This is a genomic window from Nocardioides sp. 503 (assembly GCF_004522095.1).
Taxonomy (GTDB): Bacteria; Actinomycetota; Actinomycetes; order Propionibacteriales; family Nocardioidaceae; genus Nocardioides.
The window spans coordinates 657,505-676,814 of sequence record NZ_SPUI01000002.1 but is presented as its reverse complement, the minus strand read 5'-3'; the positions used below and the strand labels follow the sequence as shown (position 1 = coordinate 676,814).

Here is a 19,310-nt window from a genome sequence, read left to right as displayed (position 1 = left end):
GTGGCCACCGGACGATCATCGCTCATCTCCACTCGACGGGCAGCCGGGAGGCCGGGGTGCCCGTCGGCGGCACCGCGTAGCGGCGCAGCGCGTAGCTCATGAGCTTGGCGAAGGCGGGGCCGCCGACGGAGCCACCGCCACCGGTCTTGGGGTCCTGCACCACGACGTAGATCGTGAAGCGCGGGTCGTCGGCCGGGGCGAAGCCGGCGAAGGACACCGTGGTGCCCTCGTAGCCGCCGCCCTCGACGGCGCGCTGCGCGGTGCCGGTCTTGCCGGCGACGCGGTAGCCCGGGACGGCCGCACCGGGCGCGACGCCGACCTCGGGGTCCAGGACGCGCTCCATCATCCGCGCGGTCTGGCGCGCGGCGTCCTCGCTGATGACGCGGCGCGTGGTGGTGAGGTCCGTGCCGACCTTCGCACCCTTGTCGGTCGTGGCGGTGCCGCGCACCAGGCTGGGGTCGACCCGGACGCCGCCGTTGGCGATGGCGTTGACCGCGGCGGTCATCTGCACGGCGTTGACCGACAGCGACTGCCCGAAGGCGATCCGGTCCTCGGTCTGGCTGGTCCACAGGCTGCCGTCGGGCAGGATGCCGGCGGTCTCGCCGCCCACGCCGATGTCGGTCTTCTGCCCGAGACCGAAGCGGGTGAGGTAGTCGCGCAGCTGGCCGTCCTCGAACCGGTCGGCGGCCAGCACCGTGCCGATGTTGGAGGACTTGGCGATGACGCCGGCCAGGGTGAGCTTGATGAGGCCGTGGTCGAACCAGTCGCCGATGGGCCGGTCCTGGCGCATCAGCCTGCCCGGCACCTTCAGCTTGGTGCGCGCGGTGACCTTGCCGGCGTCGATGAGCGCGCCGACGGTGAGCACCTTCTCGACCGAGCCGGGCTCGTAGACGTCGGTCATGGCGCGGGAGTTGTAGTCGGACTTGTCGGCCTCGAGCGGCTTGCTGGCGTCGTAGGTGGGGTCGTCGGCCAGGGCCAGGACGTCGCCGGTGCGGGTGTCCATGACCACCGCGATGCCGGACTCGCCGCCCGACTGCCGCACGGTCTGGCGCAGGACCCGCTGGGTGTACCACTGCAGGTCGCGGTCGAGCGTCGTGCGCAGGTCGCGGCCGTCGACGGCGTCGGTGACCGTGTTGTCGCCGAGCGGGATCTTGTGCCCGGCGCCGACCTGGTAGCGGGCCTCGCCGTCGGTGCCGGCGAGGTAGTCGTTGAACGTCGCCTCGAAGCCGGCCGAGGGCTTGGCGCTGCCGTCGGGGTTGGGCGTGCCGAGGAAGCCGACCAGGTTGGCCGCGACGTCGCGGCCGGGGTAGACCCGCACGGGGTCGCGGCGGGTGGCCAGGCCGCCGTACGCGTCGGCGACGGCCTCGGCCTGCTCGCGGGCGTCGGCGTCCTTGTCCTTGCGCGCCTGCTCCTCCTCCTCCTTGGCGGCGGCGGCGCGACGCTTGGCCTCGTCGAGCACCTCCATCGCGAGGCTGGCGGGGACCTGGCGGGCGATGTACTGGAAGCGACTGTCCTCGACGCGCAGGCGCTCGAGGGTGTCGAAGTAGTCCACGGCCAGCCGGGTCGAGAGGAACTTGGCCAGCTGGGGGGCCAGCTGCGCGGTCACGGCCGGGTCCGCCACCACCATGAGCCCGTCGGCGGAGTCGGCGAGGGGCTCGCCGTTGCGGTCGAGGATGTCGCCGCGCTGGGCCGGGAGCACGACCGGCACGGTGCTGTCGGCGGCCGCCATCTCGGCGTACTGCTCGGGGTCGAGGCCCTGCAGCTGCACCAGGCGCGCGCCGAAGAGCGACAGCACCATCGCGATGACGACGAAGCCCGCCCGCATGCGGAGCTCGGAGGACCCGCGCGTGCGCAGGCGCTGCTGCCGTGAGCGGCTCACCTGTTGCCGCCCGCCCGGCCGGCGCCCGGCCGGACCGGGGTGTCGGGGTTCAGGTCGAGGGGGTCAGCGGCCGCCGCCTCCGCGGCTCCGACCACCCGGCCGGTCCCCAGGTCCAGGAACTGGGGCGGCCCGGACGGCACCATCCCGGCCTCCTGAGCGGCCTCGGCGAGGCGCTGGGGGTCGCGCAGCTCCTCGATGTCGCTCTCGAGGGCGGCCTGGCGCGCGGCCAGCGTGGTGGCCTGGTCCTGGAGCGCGGTGGTGGTGAAGGCCGCCTGCTGCATCGAGGTGTTGAAGAGCAGCAGGCCCACCACGCCGGCGAGCAGCAGCAGGCTGACCAGGGTCACGAACGGCACCTTCGGCGCGCGGGTGCGGCGCCGGGGCACGACGGTGAGCCGGGCCCGCTGGACCGCGGCCTCCGCCAGGCCGCGCGCAGGGAAGGAGAGTCGGCTCCGGACGGATGCGGGTGCGCTGCTGCTCATGGCTATGCGGCTCCAATGCCTGTGCTGCGGGGACGGACTCGTTCGACGGCGCGCAGCCGGACGGACGCGGCGCGGGGGTTGGCGGCGATCTCGGTGTCGTCGGCGCGCTCGGCCCCGCGGGTGACCAGCCGGAGCTCCGGCTCGTGGCCCTCGGGGACGAACGGCATGTCGACCGGCACGTGCGAGCGCGTCACGGCGGTGAACGCCTGCTTAACGAGCCGGTCCTCGAGGGAGTGGTAGGACTCCACGACCACGCGCCCCCCGACCGCGAGCGCGTCGATCGCGGCGGGCACGGCGCGCCGCAGCACGGCCAGCTCGTCGTTGACCTCCATGCGCAGCGCCTGGAAGGTCCGCTTGGCCGGGTGTCCGCCGGTACGGCGAGCCGGTGCGGGGATCTCGGCGTAGAGCAGCTCGACCAGCCGGGCCGAGGTGGTGAACGGCTCGCTCTCGCGCTGGCGGACGACGGCGCCGGCGATCTTGCGGGCGAACTTCTCCTCGCCGTAGTCGCGCAGCACCCGGGTCAGCTCGGCGGCGGAGTAGGTGTTGAGCACGTCGGCGGCCGTCGGGCCGGTGGTGCCGTCCATCCGCATGTCCAGCGGCGCGTCCACGGCGTAGGCGAACCCCCGCTCCCGGACGTCGAGCTGCATGGAGGAGACGCCGAGGTCGAAGAACACCCCGTCGACGGCGTCGAGCCCGAGCTCGGCGAGCACCTCGGGGATCTCGTCGTAGACCGCGTGGACGGCCGTGAACCGGTCGCCGTACGGCGCGAGGCGGCGGCCGGCCAGCTCCAGCGCGGCCGGGTCGCGGTCGATGCCGACGACCCGCGCGAGGGCGCAGCGGGCCAGGACCGCCTCGGTGTGGCCGCCCAGGCCGAGCGTGGCGTCCACCAGGACGGCGTCGGTGTGGTCGAGGGACGGGGCCAGCAGAGCGACGACCCGGTCCAGGAGGACGGGGTCGTGGGTGGGCGAGGCCATCAGCGGCCCAGGTGGGCGAGCAGGAGGAAGACCGTGGCGAAGCCGAGCGAGGTGAGCGCCGAGAACGTCATCAGGGCCGCGGCGTCGCGCGCCTGGTGGCGGACCCTCCGGACCGGTGTGACAGGTGTGACGCTCATCGGTTTCGACCCCGCTTGGAAGTTGGTGCGTGCTGCTGAGGAAGTGGTGGTGATCCGCAGGACCAGGTCCCTGCCCGCTTCCCGAGGGAAGTGCCGCTTTCTGGAGCCGGGGAAGGTGCCCAGAACTCGGCGAGTACAGGAAGCGGGCCAGAGACCTCGTCCTGCGGATCCATGTGGAGTTGTGGAGCTGGGTGGAGCCGGGTGGAGCAGGTGCTACTCGTCGTCGTCCTCGTCGAGGTCGGCGAACTTGAGGACCTCGGCCTCCTGGTACTCCCGCCACTTGGTGGGGTTCCAGATCTCGAGGCGGTCGCGCACGCCGATGACGACCACGTCCTTCTCGAGCTGGGCGTAGTCGCGCAGGGGCGCGGGGATGCCGATGCGGCCCTGCTTGTCGGGGGTGACCTCGTCGCCGCCGCTGAAGAACATGCGGTTGTAGCCACGAGCGGCCTTGCTGGTCATCGGTCGCTCGGCGGCACGGTCGGCCTCGCGGTCGAAGACCTCCGGGGGCCAGACGACCAGGCAGTTCTCCTGACCTTGCGTCACGACAACCCCCTCAGCCAGTCGGTCCCGGAACTTCGCGGGGAGGAACAGCCGGCCTTTCTCGTCGAGCTTCGGCGTGAAGGTGCCCATGAACCGCATGGAGCACCTCCTTGATCAGCCACCGACACCCACCGCACTGGTTGCTTCCTCCACTTCGCCCCACATTACTCCACTTTGCTCCACCGTCAACCACATCACTCCCCGCGTTTCCACTCCGCCCCACGCCGCGCCCACCCGTGGCCCACCCCTGGCCCGACGGCGGGGTGCCGCGGTCCGGCCGCGTAAGTTGCTTCCGCGACCTAGGGTGTGAAGCAGCCTGGGAGCCCCCCGCTCGCCCGACCCGGAAGGACCGCACGTGGAGCCATCGACCGGAGGCGCCGACCTGGAGACGCTGTCGCAGGTCGTGGGCCGGGTGCGCCACAACGTGGAGCGCGTGATCGAGGGCAAGCCGGATGTCGTCTCGGCCGCCCTGGTGGTGCTCCTCGCGGAGGGCCACCTCCTCATCGAGGACGTCCCGGGCGTGGGCAAGACGATGCTGAGCAAGGCCCTGGCCCGCAGCATCGACTGCTCGGTGCGGCGCATCCAGTTCACGCCGGACCTGCTGCCCTCGGACGTCACCGGGGTGTCGATCTTCAACCAGGACACCCGCGAGTTCGAGTTCCGCCCGGGCGGGATCTTCGCCAACATCGTCGTCGGCGACGAGATCAACCGCGCCTCCCCCAAGACCCAGTCGGCCCTGCTGGAGTGCATGGAGGAGCGGCAGGTCACGGTCGACAACGCGACGTACCACCTCGAGACGCCGTTCATGGTCATCGCGACCCAGAACCCCGTCGAGATGGAGGGCACCTACGCCCTGCCCGAGGCCCAGCGCGACCGGTTCATGGCCCGGGTGTCGATCGGCTACCCCGTGGAGGCCGCCGAGATCGCGATGCTCGACTCCCGCGCGGAGAGCAACCCCCTCGACGACCTGGAGGCGGTCACCGACGCCGCGGAGATCCGCAAGCTCAGCGCGATCGTCGCCTCGGTCTACGTCTCCCCCGCCGTCCAGCGCTACGCCGTCGCCCTCACCGGCGCCACCCGCCGCACCGACGAGCTGACGCTGGGCGCCTCGCCCCGCGCGACGCTGCACCTGGTGCGGGCCGCCAAGGCGTTCGCGGCGATGCACGGCCGCGACTACGTCCTGCCCGACGACCTGCGCGACCTGGCCCGGCCGGTCCTCGCGCACCGTCTGATGCCCAGCGTCGAGGCCGCCATGAGCGGGCGGTCCACGAGCGTGATCCTCGACGGCATCCTGGCCTCCGTGCCGGTGCCCGACGCCCCGAACCGTGCGTGAGGCGCTCGCCGGTCTCACCGTCCGCGGCCGGGCGTTCCTGGCGGCGGGCCTCACCGCGATCGTCTGCGCCGTCGTCCTGGGGCAGCCGGCGCTGACCCGCGTCGGCGTGCTGGTCCTGGCGCTCCCGCTCGTCACCGCCGTCGTCCTGGGCCGCAGCCGCTACCGCCTCGCGCTCGTCCGCACGGTCACCCCGCCGCTGGTCGCGGCCGGCCAGCCGGCGCGGGTCAGCCTGACGCTGACCAACGAGGGGCGCACGCCCAGCGGCGTGCTGCTGCTCGAGGACCAGGTCCCCTACGTGCTCGGCACCCGGCCCCGCTTCGTGCTGGAGGGCATCGGCCACGGCTGGCGGCGCCACGTCACCTACCAGGTGCGCTCCGACGTGCGCGGTCACTTCGACATCGGCCCGATGTCGGTGCGGGTCAGCGACCCCTTCGGCCTCGTCGAGCTCGGCCGCTCCTTCCGTACGACGGTCCCGCTCACGGTGACGCCGCGCACCGTGCCCCTCCCCAGCATCCCGCTCGGCGGCGGCTGGACCGGCTCCGGCGACAACCGGCCCCGCTCCTTCGCGGCCGGGTCCGCCGAGGACGTGACCGTGCGCGAGTACCGCCGCGGCGACGACCTGCGCCGCGTCCACTGGCGCAGCTCCGCGCGCGTCGGCGAGCTGATGGTGCGCCGTGAGGAGCAGCCCTGGCAGTCGCGGGCGACGCTGTTCCTCGACAACCGGACCCGGGTGCACCGCGGCCAGGGCATCGCGTCCTCCCTCGAGGCGGCCGTCTCCGCCGCAGCGTCGGTCGCCGTCCACCTGGCCCGCCGCGGGTTCACCGTCCGGCTCGTGACCGCGTCCGGCGAGGACCGCGCGGCCGCCTGGCACGACCGCAGCTCCGACCTCAACACCGGTCCCCTCCTGGAGGCGCTGGCCGTCGTGGAGGCGGTCCAGACCCCGCGCCTGGACACCAGCTGGCTGGGCGAGCAGTCGCACGGCGGCCTCACCGTGGCCGTCCTCGGCAGCGTCGAGCCTCTCGACATCCCGGTGCTGCGTCGCATGCAGCACCACACGACCTCCGCGCTGGCCATCGCCCTCGACGTCGAGGCGTGGACCTCGCCGGCGGCCGCCACCGGTGGCGCCGTGCCCGTGCTGGCCCAGCAGGGTTGGCGCTCGGTCGCGCTCGGACCCCGCGACCGGCTCGACGCCGTCTGGCAGGACCTCGGCCGCAGCGCCTCCCCCTCTGGCCGCTCCGGCGGGCCCGCCCCCGAAGGGATGGTCGCGCGATGACCCGCTCCCGCGGCAGCCTGCGGGCCGCCCTCCTGCTCGCGCTCGTCGCCGCCGCCACGACCTGGGCGGCGACGTTCTCCTGGCGTGGCTTCACCGAGGAGTCCGCCGACTTCGTCGGCCCGCTGCTGGTGCTGGGCGCAGGCGTCGCGGTCACCGGCGCCGTGGCGCGCTGGTGGCGGGTCCCCGGCGCGCTGGTCGTGCTCCTGCAGGTGCTCCTGTCCGGGATGCTCGCGTGCCTGATGCTCACCGGCTCGCCGCTGCCGGTCGGACCGGCGTGGACCGAGCTCGAGGCGGCGTTCCGCGACGCGGTGTCCAGCGCCAACAAGTTCGAGGCGCCGGTGCCGGCCACCGCCCCGGGCGTCCACCCGCTGCTCGTCGGCGGTGGCCTGCTCTGCATGCTCCTGGTCGACCTGCTGGCCTGCACCCTGCGCCGGGTGCCGCTCGCCGGCCTGCCGCTGCTCACCGTCTACAGCGTCCCCGTCAGCGTGCTCGACGCCAGCATCTCCTGGTGGGTCTTCGGCCTCACCGCGGCAGGCTTCATGACGATGCTGTTCCTCCAGGAGAGCGAGCTGGTCGCCCGCTGGGGCCGGCCGCTGGGCCAGCCGGTCGAGGCGGGCGACGGCCTCGGCGTCCGCACCGGCGCGATCCGCACTAGCGCCGGCACCATCGGGGGCGTGGCGACCGCGCTGGCGATCGTGGTCCCGCTGCTGATCCCGACCCTGGACCTGCACGTGTTCGACCTGGGCCGGGGCTCCGGTGGCAGCGACGAGATCTCGATCCGCAACCCGATGGTCGACCTGCGCCGCGACCTGCGCCGCGGCGAGGACACGCCGCTGATCCGGGTGACGACGGACGACCCGTCTCCCTCCTACCTGCGGATCTCGGTGCTCAACCGCTTCTCCGGCGAGGAGTGGAGCTCCGGCGACCGCGAGGTCCCCGAGCAGAACCGACCCGACGGAGCCCTGCCGGAGCTGCAGGGCGTGGCCTCCGCGGTGCCGCGGCAGTTCTACGACTACGACGTCAGCATCGACGACAGCTTCGACTCGACCTGGCTGCCCACGCAGGCGCCCATCGTGGAGATCGTCGCCGACGGCGACTGGCGCTACGACCCGCGCACGATGGACTTCCTGGCCGGCAACTCCGGCGACGACGACCTCACGACGGCCGGCATGGACTACTCCATGACCGGGGCGCAGCTGGACCTCGACGCCGCCGAGCTGGCGCGGTCGGGATCCGGCGTCACCAACGAGACGCTGGACTTCGTCGACCTGCCCGAGGGGCTGCCCGCGATCGTGCGGGACCTCGCCTTCGACGTGACCGAGAACGCCACGACCCCCTTCGAGAAGGCCCAGGCCCTGCAGCGGTGGTTCCGCGAGGCCGGGGGCTTCACCTACGACCTGTCGGCCGACGAGGGCAGCGGCACCGGCGACCTCGCCGCGTTCCTCGACCCCGAGGACGGGCGAGTGGGCTACTGCGAGCAGTTCGCGGCCGCGATGGCGACCATGGCCCGCGTCCTGGACATCCCGGCCCGCGTGGCGCTCGGCTTCCTCGAGCCCACCGACCTCGGCGACGGGGTGTTCGAGTACAGCTCGCACGACCTCCACGCGTGGCCCGAGCTGTTCTTCCCCGGCGCCGGCTGGGTCCGCTTCGAGCCCACGCCCCCGGACCGCGCCGGCTCGGTTCCGGACTACACGACCGAGAACGTGCCCGACGTCGGCGACCCGAGCGTCCCGCCCGCGCCCACCGCCAGCGAGGAGGCGCCCGACCGGACGACCCAGACGCCCAGCGCGGAGGTCCCGGTCGAGGAGGACGCCACGGCCGACCAGCAGGACCAGGGCTCGGCGTTCCCCTGGCTGCGGGTGATCGGCGGTGGCGGCGGCCTGCTGCTGCTGGGCGCGCTGGTCCTCACCCCTCGGCTGCTGCGGCGCCGGGCGCGCGAGCGCCGGCTCGCCGGCGGCCCGGAGGACGTGTGGGCCGAGCTGCGCGCCACCGCGGTCGACCTCGGCCTGAGCTGGCCCCGCGCCCGCTCGCCGCGCGAGACCCGCGACTGGCTGGCCGGGCTGCTGCGCGACCCCGACGGGGACACCTCGCTGGAGCGACCCGCCCGTGGCCCCGCCCACGCGCCGGCTGCCGTCGCGGCGCTCGACCGCGTGGTCGACCTGCTCGAGCGGCTGCGCTACGCCCGCGGCCAGGCGGCCGTGCCCACGTCCGTCGGCGAGGACGGCGCGCTCTGCGTGGCGGCCCTGGAGCAGGGCGCCACCGCGCGCGTGCGGCGTACGGCGCAGTGGTGGCCGCGCTCGCTCGTGGTGCGGGACACGCGGACGCTGCCCTCACGCACCGCCCGCACCGAGCCGCTCGGTGGCGGCGGGGTCGTCGAGCACGTCGGCTGACCGACGGGTCAGAAGCCGCCGTTCTGGTCGCGGCGGCGGCGCCAGCGCTCCTCGAGCCGCTCCATGAACGAGCCGTGGCTCTGCTGGCGACCGGACCGGCCGGCGCCGCGCGGGCGGCGCAGCCGGGCGCTGCGGCCGCCGTCGATGACGGCGAAGCCGGAGGGGTGGCCGGTGGTACGGGGCTCGGCGGCGGCCGCGGCCTGGCCGCGGATCGCGGTCAGGGAGACGGTCGCGGAGACCAGCATGATGACGAAGCCGACGATGCCGAGCGGGATGACCTGGCTGATGACGCCGGTCATGAGGACGACGATGCCGACGACGAACACGACGCCGGCCAGGATGGCGCGGCGGCGGGCGGTGCGGCGCAGCGTGGTGCCGCGCAGCGTGGAGGCGAACTTCGGATCCTCCTCGACGAGGGCGCGTTCCATCTGCTCCAGCAGTCGCAGCTCCTCTTCCGAGAGTGGCACCGGTTCCCTCCAACCTTGGTCGCGTGAACCAAGTCTAGGCAGCGACCCCTGATCACGGTAGGCGCACTCAGGAAATCGTCGCCGAAGCGAGACCGGTCGGACGGGCGCCGGTCAGGTGAGGAGGCTAGCGGGTCGCACCGCGGAGGTCCCGAACCGGCGGGTGGCGCGGTCGACGGCACGGTCGGCGTCGGCCCAGCCGTGCTCCCGCTCGCCCAGCACCAGCTGGCGGTGCACGCGCTCGCGCGGCATCAGTCCCTCGACGCGGACACCCACCAGCCGGATCCGGGCGCGCTGCAGCCCGAGGGCGTCGTAGAGGCCCACCGCGGCGCGGTAGACCTCCTGGGTCACGTCGGTCGCCTCGGGCAGGGTGCGCGAGCGGGTGAGGGTGGTGAAGTCGGCGAAGCGCACGGTGATCGTCACCGTGCGACCGGCCACCTCCGCCACTCGCATCCGGCCGGTGACCTTGGCGGTCAGCGCGAGCACCTCGCGCAGCACCACCTCCCGGTCGTCGGTGTCGCGGCCGAACGTCTCCTGCGCGCCCATCGACTTGTCCGGCTGGCCGCCGCCGAGCCCGAAGGCGGTGGCGGTGCCGGCCACGACCTCGCGCCGGTCGGTGCCCCAGGCCAGGTCGTGCAGCTGCCGGCCGAGCGCGTCGCCGACCGCGCGCTGCAGGGTGCGCAGCGGCGTGTGCGCGACGTCGCCGACGCGGACCAGCCCGAGCCGGTGCAGCATCGCCCGGGTCTTCTCCCCCACGCCGTAGAGCTCGCCCACGTCGAGCGGGTGCAGGAAGGAGGTCACCTCCTCGGGCGGGACGACGACGACCCCGTCGGGCTTGGCCCGGCGGCTGCCCAGCTTGGCGACCGACATCGACGCAGCCACCCCCACCGAGCAGGTGATGCCCTGCTCGTCGTGGATGCGCGCGCGCAGCTCCTCGGCGATCTGCAGGGGCGGGCCGAGCCGGCGCACCGAGCCGCGGACGTCGAGGAACGCCTCGTCCAGCGACAGCGCCTCCACCAGCGGGGTCACCCGGCGGAAGGTCTCCATCACCGCGGTCGAGACCGTGGAGAAGGTGTCGTAGTCGGGCGCGAGGACCACCGCGTGCGGGCACAGCCGGCGGGCCCGGGTGGCGGTCATCGCCGAGCGCACGCCGTACTCGCGGGCGAGGTAGTTGGCCGACAGCACCACGCCGCGGTAGCCGCCGCCGACGATCACCGGGACGTCCTGCAGGTCGGGCCGCTCCCGGGTGGCGACGGAGGCGTAGAACGCGTCCATGTCGACGTGCAGGATCGGCGTGCTGGTCACCGGCCTCATGGCCGGCTCCCGGGGTCAGCTGCTGATGAGGTGCAGCTGCGTGGCGAGCGGGAGGTACTCGGGGCGCTCGGCGACGGCGCGCTCGAGCTCGACCAGGGCCGCGGTGGCGCCGGGCTCCAGCTCGAGCAGCGAGCCGGGGACCAGGTCGGCGAAGACGCGGATGCCGTGGACCGAGGCGATCTCGAAGCCGGCCTCGGTGAGCAGGTCGGTGGTCTCCTCGGCGGTGAACCGGTGGCCGGAGCGCCCGGCCGGGGCCTGCGCGGGGTCGAGCAGCGCCAGCGCCTGCTGGAAGTGCCCGGCCATGGCGCGGGCCAGGACCGCGGCGTGGCGCTGGGCGACCAGGAGGCTGAGCGTGCCGCCGGGGCGCAGCACCTCGCGGATCGTGGCCAGGGCGGCGGCGGGGTCCTCGACGACCTCGAGCACGCCGTGGCACAGCACCACGTCGGCGCTGTCGGCGCCCACGGCGTCGACCAGGCTGGACAGGTCGCCCTGCTGACCGGCGACCTCGACCCCGACCTCGCGGGCCCGGCGGGCCAGCGCGGCGAGCGCGTCGGGGCTGGGGTCGACGACCGAGACCCGGTGGCCGAGCTCGGCCACCTTGACCGCGAACCCGCCGGTGCCGCCGCCGATGTCGAGGACGTCGCGGGACCCGGCGCCCAGGATCGGGCGCAGGACGTCCCACACCACGGCCGTCCGGGTGGCGCCCCTGCGCTCGCTGGCTGACATGGCGCCAACCCTAGTGCCCTCATCCCGCGCTCCCCGGCGAGCGGTGCCAGAGCTTGCGCGCGACCGCCCTGCCGTCCTCGCCGGCCGGCTTGATGTCGGCGTAGGGCGACATCTGGAACCCGCTGGAGTGCACCAGCACCCGGCGCTGCTCGGGCGGGGTGAAGCCCTCGGGCACCGTCGCGAGGTGGCGGTGGACCGCCTCGATGCCCTCGCGCTGCCACAGCGCGTGCAGCAGCGGCAGCTCCCAGCAGCCGGTGGCGCGCAGGGAGACCCCGCGGTATCCGGTGCGGCGCAGCTCGCCGCGCACGACCAGCAGCCAGGAGTGGAACACCGTGGCGGCGTAGGGGCCCTGGGCGTCCTCGAAGAACGTCGCGTCGACCGGGCCGGTCGCGTCGTCCAGGGTCAGGAAGACCACCCGGCGTCCCGAGCGGATCGGCGGGGTCTGGGTGGCCACCTTGACCCCGGCGACCAGCAGCTCGGAGCGGCTGCGCTGCGCCAGCAGGTCCTTGCTGCGGGTGGCGCCGAGGTCGTCGAGGAAGTCGGCGTAGTCGTCGATGACGTGGCGGCTGACGTCGAGCCCGAGGATCTCCAGCTCGGCGGCCATCGACTCGGCCGCAGTCATCTCCGGCAGCCCGGACACCTCGCCCTCGCGCGGGCCGTCCCCGAGGTCGAGGGCCAGCTGGACCGAGGTCACCGGCGGCGGCGCCGGGGTGGCCCGGCTCTGCGCCGCGGCCTTGGCCCAGACCCCCTCCTCCGCCAGCGGATGGCGCTCCAGCGGCGCCACCTGCTCGCGCGCCCGCGGGTCGGTGCTGTTGCGCACGACCGCCTCGTCGGCCCGCGTCGTCGCGACCGAGGTGCGGCGCCGGGTGGCCAGGCCGCGACCGCGCGAGGCCTTCTCGACCGCCTTGCCGTGGCGCTCCAGCTGGGCCACCTGCAGCAGCAGGTCGCGCCGGGTGACCCGGCCGCGCTGGCGCACGCCGCTGCCGCCCGCGGCGCCGATGCCGTAGACGGAGTCGAAGCCGCCGGACAGCACCAGCCGCTCCACGACGGGCCGCGAGACCCGCGCCCGCTGCCAGAAGTCGCTCAGCGAGGCGTAGGGGCGGGCGGCGACGACGCGCTCCACCTCGGCCTCGTTGATGCCCTTGACCTCCGAGAGGGACAGCCGGATGGCGTAGCCGGCGTCCTCCCCGCGCTCCACGACGTACTCCTTCTCGGAGGCGTTGACGTCGAGGCCGAGGACCTCGATGCCGAGCTGGCGCACGTCGTCGAGGATCAGCCGCTTGGGGTACATGCCGGGGTCGTGGGTCAGCACGCCGGCGAGGAAGTGGGCCGGCCAGTGGGTCTTGAGCCACGCCGACTGGAAGGTCGGCAGCGCGAACGCCGCCGCGTGGGCCTTGCAGAACCCGAACGACGCGAACGCCGCGATCACCTTCCAGAGCTGGTCGACCACCGAGAGCGGGTAGCCCCGGGCGAGGGCGCGGGGGAAGAACCAGACCTTGGTCTCGGCCATGCCCTCGACGTCGCCGAGGGCCCGGCGCTTCTCGTCGGCCTCGGCGTAGGAGATGCCGGTGAACTCCGCGATCATCATGATCACCTGCTCGTGGAAGACCACCACGCCGCGGGTCTCCTCCAGGATCGGGCGCAGGTCGGGGTGGAGGTAGGTCGCCTCCCGCCAGCCCTGCTTGACCTCGAGGTAGGGCGTGATCATGTCGCTCTTGACCGGCCCGGGGCGGAACAGCGAGATGTCGGTGATGATGTCGCCGAAGGTCTCGATGCCGGACTTGCCGACCAGCTCGCGCTGCCCGGGCGACTCGATCTGGAAGATCCCGAGCGTCTTGGCGCTGCTGATCAGGTCGTAGGTCGCGGGGTCGTCGAAGGGCACCTGCTCCTCGTCGTCGAGGTCGACGTGCACCCCGTCGACCCGCGCGATCTCGGCGACCGCGTGGGCCATCGAGGACTGCATGCGGATGCCGAGGACGTCGAGCTTGAGCAGGCCGAGGTCCTCGACGTCGTCCTTGTCGAACTGGCTCATCGGGAAGCCCGCGAAGCTCGCCTCCACCGGGGTGCGGTCGAGCAGCGTCGCGTCGGAGAGCAGCACCCCGCAGGGGTGGACGGCGATGTGGCGCGGCAGCCCGTCGAGGCGCTCCACGAGCTGGAACATCAGGTCCAGGCGCTGGTCGGTCAGCCCGCTGGCGCGCAGCTCGGGCAGGTCGCGCAGCGCGATCCGCGCGTCGCGAGCCCGGATGTGCGGGAAGGCCTTGGCGATCGCGTCGGTCTCCCCCGGCGGCATCCCGAGTGCGGCACCGACGTCGCGCACCGCGTGGCGCACCCGGTAGGTGTCCATCATCGAGACGCAGACGCAGCGCTCGCCGCCGTACTTGTCGAGGATCGCCTCGTAGACCTCCAGCCGGCGCGCGGACTCCACGTCGACGTCGATGTCGGGCAGCGCGCCGCGCAGGGGCGAGAGGAAGCGCTCCATGAGCAGGTGGTGGCGGATCGGGTCGACGCCGGAGATCCCGAGCAGGTAGTTGACCAGGCTGCCGGCGCCCGAGCCGCGCGCGGCGCAGCGCACGCCCAGGTCGCGGATCAGGTCGGTGACGTCGCCCACCGTGAGGAAGTACGGCGCGTAGCCCAGGCTGCGGATGGTCGCCAGCTCGTCGTCGAGGCGCTTCCAGATCACCTGCCTCGGGGCGGAGCCGTAGCGGTCGCCGATCGCGCCCTCGCAGCGCTGGCGCAGCGCGGCATCGGCGCTGGTGTGGCTGGTCGAGAGCTCGAACTCGGGGAAGTGCACCTCGCCCAGCCCGAGGTCGGCGCGCGGGTCGAGCCCGCACCGGTCGGCCACCGCGCGGGTGTCGGCGAGCAGGCGGGCCGCGTCGCGCTCCCCCAGGCCGCCGGCCCGGCAGACCTCCTCGGCGACCTCCCACATCTGCTTGCCGGACTTCAGGAAGCCCTCGGCGTTGCGGCGGTCGAGGTGGCGCTGGTCGAGCGCGACCAGCCGGCGCGCGGCGTCGAGCACGTCGACGGTGACCGCGTCGCGGCGGTCGGCGTAGCGCACGGCGTTGCTGAGCACCGTCGTCAGCCCCGCCTGCCGGGCCACCCCGGCCATCCGGGCGGCGTGGGGGGTGGTGCCGGGGCCCCAGCCCGACCCGCCGCCGGGCAGGCGGTGGGAGACCAGCTCCACGACGAGGTGCGAGCGCGGGACCAGGGTGCGCCACGGCGCCAGCGCGGCCAGCCCCAGGTCGTCGCGGCGGCGGGTGGCGGCCACCCCGAGGGCGGAGCTGGGACCCAGCAGCACCGTGAGGTCGCCCGAGGCCAGCAGGCCCGCCACCTCGTCGGGCAGCGCGTCCAGGTCGAGCACCGGGCTGCCGCGCTCCCCGGACAGGTGGGTCGCCGACAGCAGCCGGCACAGCGCCGCCCAGCCGGCCCGGCCGCCCTGGGTGTCGGCGCTGGCCAGCACGGTCACCCGGGGCAGCCCGCCGCGCTCGGCCGGCAGGTCGCGGAACGCGCCGCCGCGCACCGGGGTGCGGGTCCTCGCCGCCTCCGGCGCGGCGCCGGCGCGGTAGGCCAGGTCGACACCCAGCACCGGGCGGATCCCCGCCTGCCCACAGGCCCGAGCGAACTTGACCGCGCCGTAGGTGCCGTCGCGGTCGGTCAGCGCGAGGGTGTCCATCTCGTGCTCGGCCGCCCGCTCGACCAGCACGTGGGGGTGGGAGGCGCCGTACTGCAGGGAGTAGCCCGAGGCCACGTGGAGATGGACGAACGGATCGGGCACGGGGACGCTCCTGGAGAACCAGCCGGTCGACCCCTGACTGTGGTTCGAACAGGTGTTCGAATGAGACCAGTGTAGGCCGGTCCGACGGGCCGCCGTCAACCCCCCGGCTCAGGCCGAGCGGGAGACCTCGCGCCCGGGCGGAACGGCCCTCGCCTGGGCGAGCGCCTGGCCCAGCGGGAGGTGGGGCACCAGCCCCAGGGACTGCTCCACGACACCCAGGAACCGGTCGGCGTCGCGCACCAGGTCGTCGGCCTCGCGCTCGGTCACGGCGCGGGTGGAGCCGGCCTCGGCGGCGGCGCGCTTGGCGGCGCCGGCGGCGAAGAACGTGGCCCACTCCCCCAGCTCGGGGGCCACCTCGGCGAGCAGGACCCAGGCGTTCTTCTGCGGGCGGCGCCGGGCCGGGGCCGGGCGGGCGCGGGCGGCGAGCAGCGCGGCGGCCGAGCGGAGCGCGGCGACGTGGGCCGCGGCGTAGCGGGTGGGGACGTCGGTCGCGGCGACCGCCTCGCTCAGCGAGTCGGCGGCCCGGGCGAGGTAGGAGTGGGTGGTCGCCGGGAGGGCGTAGGGGTGGGGCTGGGCGCTCACGGCTCAGTCCTCGCAGCCGACGAGCTGCCAGCGACCGTCGACCCAGTCGAAGGAGAGGTCGAAGACGCCGCCGCCGTCCGGACCACCCTCGAGCCCGCGCCCGGCCTCGACGCGCCACAGCTCGCGCTCGCCGAGGAGGTCGCCGACGGGGGCCGACTCGGTGGGCTCCTGGGAGCCGATCGCGACGCGGGCCACCGGGCCCTGCCACCACGGACCGGTCTCCACCCAGTGCGCGAGCACCGCGCGGACCTTCCACAGCCGGCCGCGCCACAGGAACTGCTCGGGACCGTCACCGCCCTTGCGTACCTCGACCGGGTCGTCGTAGCGCCTCACGTCGTCCTCCTCGCACTGGTGACCCCGGTGCCGGCGGAGGTGGGGGTCGAGGTCACCTCCGCCGACGGTGTTCGAACAGACGTTCGAACACCGTCAAGGTACACCGCGCCACCGACAGCGCGTCAAGAGCGAGCCCGGCCGGGGCCCCAGCGGGGTCTCAGCCGCGGGCGGGGGCGAACGCGTCGGCGTGCACGTACGCCGTGGTGTCGCGGTGCAGGAGCGCGTAAAGGATGGCCGCGTCCAGCGGCAGCGAGGCGATCGCGCAGACGACGAACAGCGCCGGGGGCTCCGTGCGCAGGCTGGCCAGCGTCGCGAGCACGATCACCACGACCATCGCCACCAGCGACCACCGGGCCCAGTTGTGGGCCGTCCTGAGGAACGGCAGCAGCACCAGCAGCAGGCCGGCGAAGACGACGTAGAGGACGACCGCCACGGGCACGAACGCCGGCGGCTGGATCGCGCTGTCCTCGGGGTGCCCGACGGACCAGGCGTCGATCAGCGCGTCGCGCTGGACCGCGGTCAGGGCGGTCACGGCGGCGCCGACGACGACCAGCACCACGACCAGCCACACCGCCAGGCCGACCGAGCGCGGCGCCGCAGGCAGGTCGTCCAGCTGGTGGTCCATGGGTAACCCGGTCTCTCGGTAGCGGTCGCTAGGGTCGCGGCATGACGACCGAGCACCCCCTGACGGAGCACCCGGGCATCGTCCGGTTCCGCGCGGAGCATGCCAACCGCGGTGGGACCGGAAACATCGTCATTCTGCCCGACTCGGTCCACACCGCCGCACTGGCCGCGGAAGCGCTGGGCTGCGAGGTCGGCGCGATCGCCAACAGCCTGCTCTTCGACGCCGGTGGCGCGCCGGTCCTGATCCTCACCTCGGGCGCCCACCGCGTGGACGTCGCGCTGGTCGCGGAGCGCATCGGCGTGGCCTCGCTCAAGCGCGCGAAGCCGGAGTTCGTCCGCGAGCACACCGGCCAGGTGATCGGCGGGGTCTCCCCCATCGCCCACCCGGCGCCCGTGCCGACCTACCTCGACCCCTGGCTGCGCCGCCACGACGTCGTGTGGGCGGCAGCCGGCCACCCGGCCGCGGTCTTCTCGACGACGTACGACGAGCTGGTCGCGCTCACCGGGGGCACCTCCGTCGACGTGGAGTGAGAGAAAGTCCGGTGCGGTGCGAACCCCGCAGGCCCTTCGGCGCGTAGACAGGGGGACCCGGACCACCAGCCGACGGAGGGGCGATGCGACGTGAGCGCCGCGAGCAGGACTTCTCGGAGTTCTTCCTCGCCCGCGGCCCCGCCCTGCGGCGGACCGCCTACCTCATCGTGCGCGACTGGCACACGGCCGAGGACCTGACGCAGCAGGCGTTCGTGCGCCTGTACGCCGCCTGGCCGCGCGTGCGGCCCGAGACCGCCGACGCCTACGCACGCAAGGCCGTGGTCAACCAGTGCCTGAGCCACCTGCGACGCCACCCGCCCGACATCCCGACCGACGTCCTGCCCGAGCGGGCCCACTCCGTGCCCGACGAGCGTCTGGACATCGGCCAGGCGCTGGCGCTGCTGCCGGCACGCCAGCGGGCGATCATCGCGCTCCGCTTCCTCGACGACCTCTCCGTCGCCGACGTCGCCCGGACGCTGGCCGTCGCCGAGGGCACCGTCAAGAGCCAGACCTCGCGGGCCCTGCACACCCTGCGCACCCATCTTCCCGATCTCGTCCTCAGCGAGGAGTCCCCATGACCGAGCGCGAGCTGTCCACCCTCGTCCACGACCACGTCAGCTCCGACGAGCCGCCGTTCTCCCTCACCCCCGACGCCGCCATCCTGCGCGGTCGCCGGGTCGTACGCCGCCGGCGACTCGTCCTCGGCGGCACCGTGGCCGCGGTGCTGGCCGTCGGCGGCCTCGCGGGCCCGGCGCTCGTCGGCGGTGACGGTCCGGACGACCGCTCGGCGGCCGTCGACCGGACCCAGGGCCCGGCCCTCGACCCCGCGCAGCTGCCGCGCGTCATCGAGGAGGCCTCGCGCACGGTGCTCGGGCGCAGCGTCGGAGACCTCGGCCCGGCGACGTTCGAGGGCGGCCCCCGCGCGGCGGTGCTGCGCTACGGCGCCGGCTCGGACCACCGCTTCGAGGTCACCCTCACCCAGGACCGGGCGCGGGCCGAGGACAGCGGGGAGCAGTACTGCGAGTCCGGCCTCGTCCGCGGCGCCTACCTCGAGTGCACCCGCGAGGTCCGCGACGACGACAGCGTCGTCATCACCAAGCTCTGGGCGGTGCGGCTGACTCCCCAGGGGACCTTCAAGGCCATCCGGAACGACGAGATCGCCACGACCGAGCGCGACAGCCTGTGGTTCGAGCGGCGGGTCAAGGTCGTGAAGTCCGCGACGCTCGTGACCTACGTCAAGGAGCTGGTGCGGGCGTCGTCGCTCGAGACGGCCCGCGACGCGCTCCAGGTGCCGGAGGCCGACCTGGTCGAGCTGGGGACGGACCCGCGGCTCGTCCTGCCCGGCTAGCCTCCGGGGATGGAGTCCCTCCCCCTGGCGTTCTCGAGCGGCTGGGCCAGCGGCGTCAACGCCTACCTGGTCGTGCTGGTGCTGGGCGTCGCCGACCGCGTCGGCGGCCTGGCGGAGGTGCCCGACGTCCTGGGCCGCTGGGAGGTGCTCGGCGTCGCGGGGTTCCTCTACGCGATGGAGTTCGTGGCCGACAAGATCCCGTTCATCGACTCCGGGTGGGACGTCGTCTCGACGCTGATCCGCCCGACCGCCGGCGCGGTGATCGGGGTGCTGCTCGCGGGCGACGCCGACTCGCTGACCCAGGCGGTCAACGGTGCGGTCGGCGGCGGCACGGCGCTGCTCTCCCACCTGGTCAAGGCCGGCAGCCGGCTCGCGATCAACTCCTCCCCCGAGCCGGTCACCAACATCGGCGCCAGCGTCACCGAGGACGTCGTGGTGCTGGCCCTGGTGTGGTTCGCGCTCGACCACCCCGCCGCGGCCGCCGCCGTCGCCGGGGTCCTCCTGGCCGTGGGCCTCGTGGTGCTCTACCTCGCGGCCCGGCTCGTGCGCCGCGGCTGGCGACGGCTGCGCCGCAAACCGCTCGCGACCACGGGCGCCGTCACCTAGCGTCG

At 74.2% G+C, this 19,310-nt stretch carries 19 protein-coding genes; 7 read left to right on the top strand and 12 right to left on the bottom strand.

Going from position 1 to position 19,310, the window contains the following annotated elements; translation table 11 throughout:
• Positions 1–22 precede the first annotated feature (22 nt).
• The 5 genes from E4622_RS04265 to mraZ all read right to left on the bottom strand — a co-directional run bounded on the left by E4622_RS04265 (position 23) and on the right by mraZ (position 4,099).
• Positions 23–1,879, bottom strand: coding sequence for a penicillin-binding protein 2 (locus tag E4622_RS04265; RefSeq protein WP_245155877.1), 1,857 nt, complete (start codon positions 1,877–1,879; stop codon positions 23–25).
• Positions 1,876–2,358, bottom strand: coding sequence for a septum formation initiator family protein (locus tag E4622_RS04260; protein ID WP_134738807.1), 483 nt, complete (start codon positions 2,356–2,358; stop codon positions 1,876–1,878). The genes E4622_RS04265 and E4622_RS04260 overlap by 4 nt, the downstream gene beginning before the upstream one ends.
• 2 nt (positions 2,359–2,360) lie before the next feature.
• Positions 2,361–3,332: a 16S rRNA (cytosine(1402)-N(4))-methyltransferase RsmH gene (rsmH, locus tag E4622_RS04255; protein ID WP_134738806.1), complete on the bottom strand. Its 972-nt coding sequence runs from the start codon at positions 3,330–3,332 to the stop codon at positions 2,361–2,363.
• Complete coding sequence (locus E4622_RS22625) at positions 3,332–3,469, bottom strand: hypothetical protein (RefSeq protein ID WP_167735969.1); 138 nt, start codon at positions 3,467–3,469, stop codon at positions 3,332–3,334. The genes rsmH and E4622_RS22625 overlap by 1 nt, the downstream gene beginning before the upstream one ends.
• A gap of 213 nt (positions 3,470–3,682) precedes the next feature.
• Positions 3,683–4,099: a division/cell wall cluster transcriptional repressor MraZ gene (gene mraZ, locus E4622_RS04250; protein WP_245155922.1), complete on the bottom strand. Its 417-nt coding sequence runs from the start codon at positions 4,097–4,099 to the stop codon at positions 3,683–3,685.
• Between the two features lie 292 nt (positions 4,100–4,391).
• Here mraZ and E4622_RS04245 point away from each other — a divergent pair, with 292 nt between their 5' ends.
• Genes E4622_RS04245 through E4622_RS04235 form a run of 3 tightly spaced genes read left to right on the top strand, consistent with a single transcriptional unit; the run spans position 4,392 to position 9,005 of the window.
• On the top strand, positions 4,392–5,342 hold the full coding sequence (locus E4622_RS04245; protein WP_245155921.1) for a MoxR family ATPase: 951 nt from the start codon (positions 4,392–4,394) through the stop codon (positions 5,340–5,342).
• The gene (locus E4622_RS04240; RefSeq protein ID WP_134738803.1) at positions 5,335–6,615 is read left to right on the top strand and encodes a DUF58 domain-containing protein; all 1,281 of its coding nucleotides are present in this window, start codon (positions 5,335–5,337) and stop codon (positions 6,613–6,615) included. The genes E4622_RS04245 and E4622_RS04240 overlap by 8 nt, the downstream gene beginning before the upstream one ends.
• Positions 6,612–9,005 (top strand): DUF3488 and transglutaminase-like domain-containing protein, encoded by a 2,394-nt coding sequence (locus E4622_RS04235; protein WP_134738802.1) that lies wholly within the window; start codon positions 6,612–6,614, stop codon positions 9,003–9,005. The genes E4622_RS04240 and E4622_RS04235 overlap by 4 nt, the downstream gene beginning before the upstream one ends.
• A gap of 8 nt (positions 9,006–9,013) precedes the next feature.
• Here the strand turns inward: E4622_RS04235 and E4622_RS04230 are convergent, their stop codons facing one another.
• The 7 genes from E4622_RS04230 to E4622_RS04200 form a co-directional block, all read right to left on the bottom strand.
• Positions 9,014–9,472 (bottom strand): DUF3040 domain-containing protein, encoded by a 459-nt coding sequence (locus E4622_RS04230; RefSeq protein WP_134738801.1) that lies wholly within the window; start codon positions 9,470–9,472, stop codon positions 9,014–9,016.
• A 111-nt stretch (positions 9,473–9,583) separates the two neighbouring features.
• Entirely contained in the window at positions 9,584–10,783 is a 1,200-nt protein-coding gene (gene dinB / locus E4622_RS04225; protein WP_134738800.1) for a DNA polymerase IV, read from the bottom strand.
• A 15-nt stretch (positions 10,784–10,798) separates the two neighbouring features.
• Positions 10,799–11,509, bottom strand: coding sequence for a methyltransferase domain-containing protein (locus E4622_RS04220; protein ID WP_134738799.1), 711 nt, complete (start codon positions 11,507–11,509; stop codon positions 10,799–10,801).
• A 19-nt stretch (positions 11,510–11,528) separates the two neighbouring features.
• Positions 11,529–15,281, bottom strand: coding sequence for a DNA polymerase III subunit alpha (locus tag E4622_RS04215; protein ID WP_134738798.1), 3,753 nt, complete (start codon positions 15,279–15,281; stop codon positions 11,529–11,531).
• 108 nt (positions 15,282–15,389) lie between these two features.
• A complete protein-coding gene (locus E4622_RS04210; protein ID WP_134738797.1) occupies positions 15,390–15,863 on the bottom strand; it encodes an SAV_6107 family HEPN domain-containing protein in 474 nt (157 codons plus the stop codon).
• 3 nt (positions 15,864–15,866) lie between these two features.
• Positions 15,867–16,196: a DUF6504 family protein gene (locus tag E4622_RS04205; protein ID WP_134738796.1), complete on the bottom strand. Its 330-nt coding sequence runs from the start codon at positions 16,194–16,196 to the stop codon at positions 15,867–15,869.
• A gap of 157 nt (positions 16,197–16,353) precedes the next feature.
• A complete protein-coding gene (locus E4622_RS04200; protein WP_134738795.1) occupies positions 16,354–16,821 on the bottom strand; it encodes a hypothetical protein in 468 nt (155 codons plus the stop codon).
• Between the two features lie 41 nt (positions 16,822–16,862).
• Here E4622_RS04200 and E4622_RS04195 point away from each other — a divergent pair, with 41 nt between their 5' ends.
• The 4 genes from E4622_RS04195 to E4622_RS04180 all read left to right on the top strand — a co-directional run bounded on the left by E4622_RS04195 (position 16,863) and on the right by E4622_RS04180 (position 19,305).
• Positions 16,863–17,351, top strand: a complete 489-nt coding sequence (locus E4622_RS04195; protein ID WP_134738794.1) for a YbaK/EbsC family protein — start codon at positions 16,863–16,865, stop codon at positions 17,349–17,351.
• 83 nt (positions 17,352–17,434) lie between these two features.
• The gene (locus tag E4622_RS04190; RefSeq protein ID WP_134738793.1) at positions 17,435–17,929 is read left to right on the top strand and encodes a SigE family RNA polymerase sigma factor; all 495 of its coding nucleotides are present in this window, start codon (positions 17,435–17,437) and stop codon (positions 17,927–17,929) included.
• Positions 17,926–18,699, top strand: a complete 774-nt coding sequence (locus E4622_RS04185) for a hypothetical protein (RefSeq protein WP_134738792.1) — start codon at positions 17,926–17,928, stop codon at positions 18,697–18,699. Before E4622_RS04190 ends, E4622_RS04185 begins: the two co-directional genes overlap by 4 nt.
• Before the next feature lie 9 nt (positions 18,700–18,708).
• Complete coding sequence (locus E4622_RS04180; RefSeq protein ID WP_134738791.1) at positions 18,709–19,305, top strand: DUF4126 domain-containing protein; 597 nt, start codon at positions 18,709–18,711, stop codon at positions 19,303–19,305.
• The last annotated feature ends 5 nt before the right edge of the window (positions 19,306–19,310 follow it).

Excerpts from the sequence above, each read along its gene's own strand:
- E4622_RS04260 (WP_134738807.1), bottom strand. The coding sequence starts at position 2,358 with ATGAGCAGCAGCGCACCCGCATCCGTCCGGAGCCGACTCTCCTTCCCT.
- rsmH (WP_134738806.1), bottom strand. The coding sequence starts at position 3,332 with ATGGCCTCGCCCACCCACGACCCCGTCCTCCTGGACCGGGTCGTCGCT.
- E4622_RS22625 (WP_167735969.1), bottom strand. The coding sequence starts at position 3,469 with ATGAGCGTCACACCTGTCACACCGGTCCGGAGGGTCCGCCACCAGGCG.
- mraZ (WP_245155922.1), bottom strand. The coding sequence starts at position 4,099 with ATGGGCACCTTCACGCCGAAGCTCGACGAGAAAGGCCGGCTGTTCCTC.
- E4622_RS04235 (WP_134738802.1), top strand. The coding sequence starts at position 6,612 with ATGACCCGCTCCCGCGGCAGCCTGCGGGCCGCCCTCCTGCTCGCGCTC.
- dinB (WP_134738800.1), bottom strand. The coding sequence starts at position 10,783 with ATGAGGCCGGTGACCAGCACGCCGATCCTGCACGTCGACATGGACGCG.
- E4622_RS04220 (WP_134738799.1), bottom strand. The coding sequence starts at position 11,509 with ATGTCAGCCAGCGAGCGCAGGGGCGCCACCCGGACGGCCGTGGTGTGG.
- E4622_RS04200 (WP_134738795.1), bottom strand. The coding sequence starts at position 16,821 with ATGGACCACCAGCTGGACGACCTGCCTGCGGCGCCGCGCTCGGTCGGC.
- E4622_RS04195 (WP_134738794.1), top strand. The coding sequence starts at position 16,863 with ATGACGACCGAGCACCCCCTGACGGAGCACCCGGGCATCGTCCGGTTC.
- E4622_RS04190 (WP_134738793.1), top strand. The coding sequence starts at position 17,435 with ATGCGACGTGAGCGCCGCGAGCAGGACTTCTCGGAGTTCTTCCTCGCC.
- E4622_RS04185 (WP_134738792.1), top strand. The coding sequence starts at position 17,926 with ATGACCGAGCGCGAGCTGTCCACCCTCGTCCACGACCACGTCAGCTCC.
- E4622_RS04180 (WP_134738791.1), top strand. The coding sequence starts at position 18,709 with ATGGAGTCCCTCCCCCTGGCGTTCTCGAGCGGCTGGGCCAGCGGCGTC.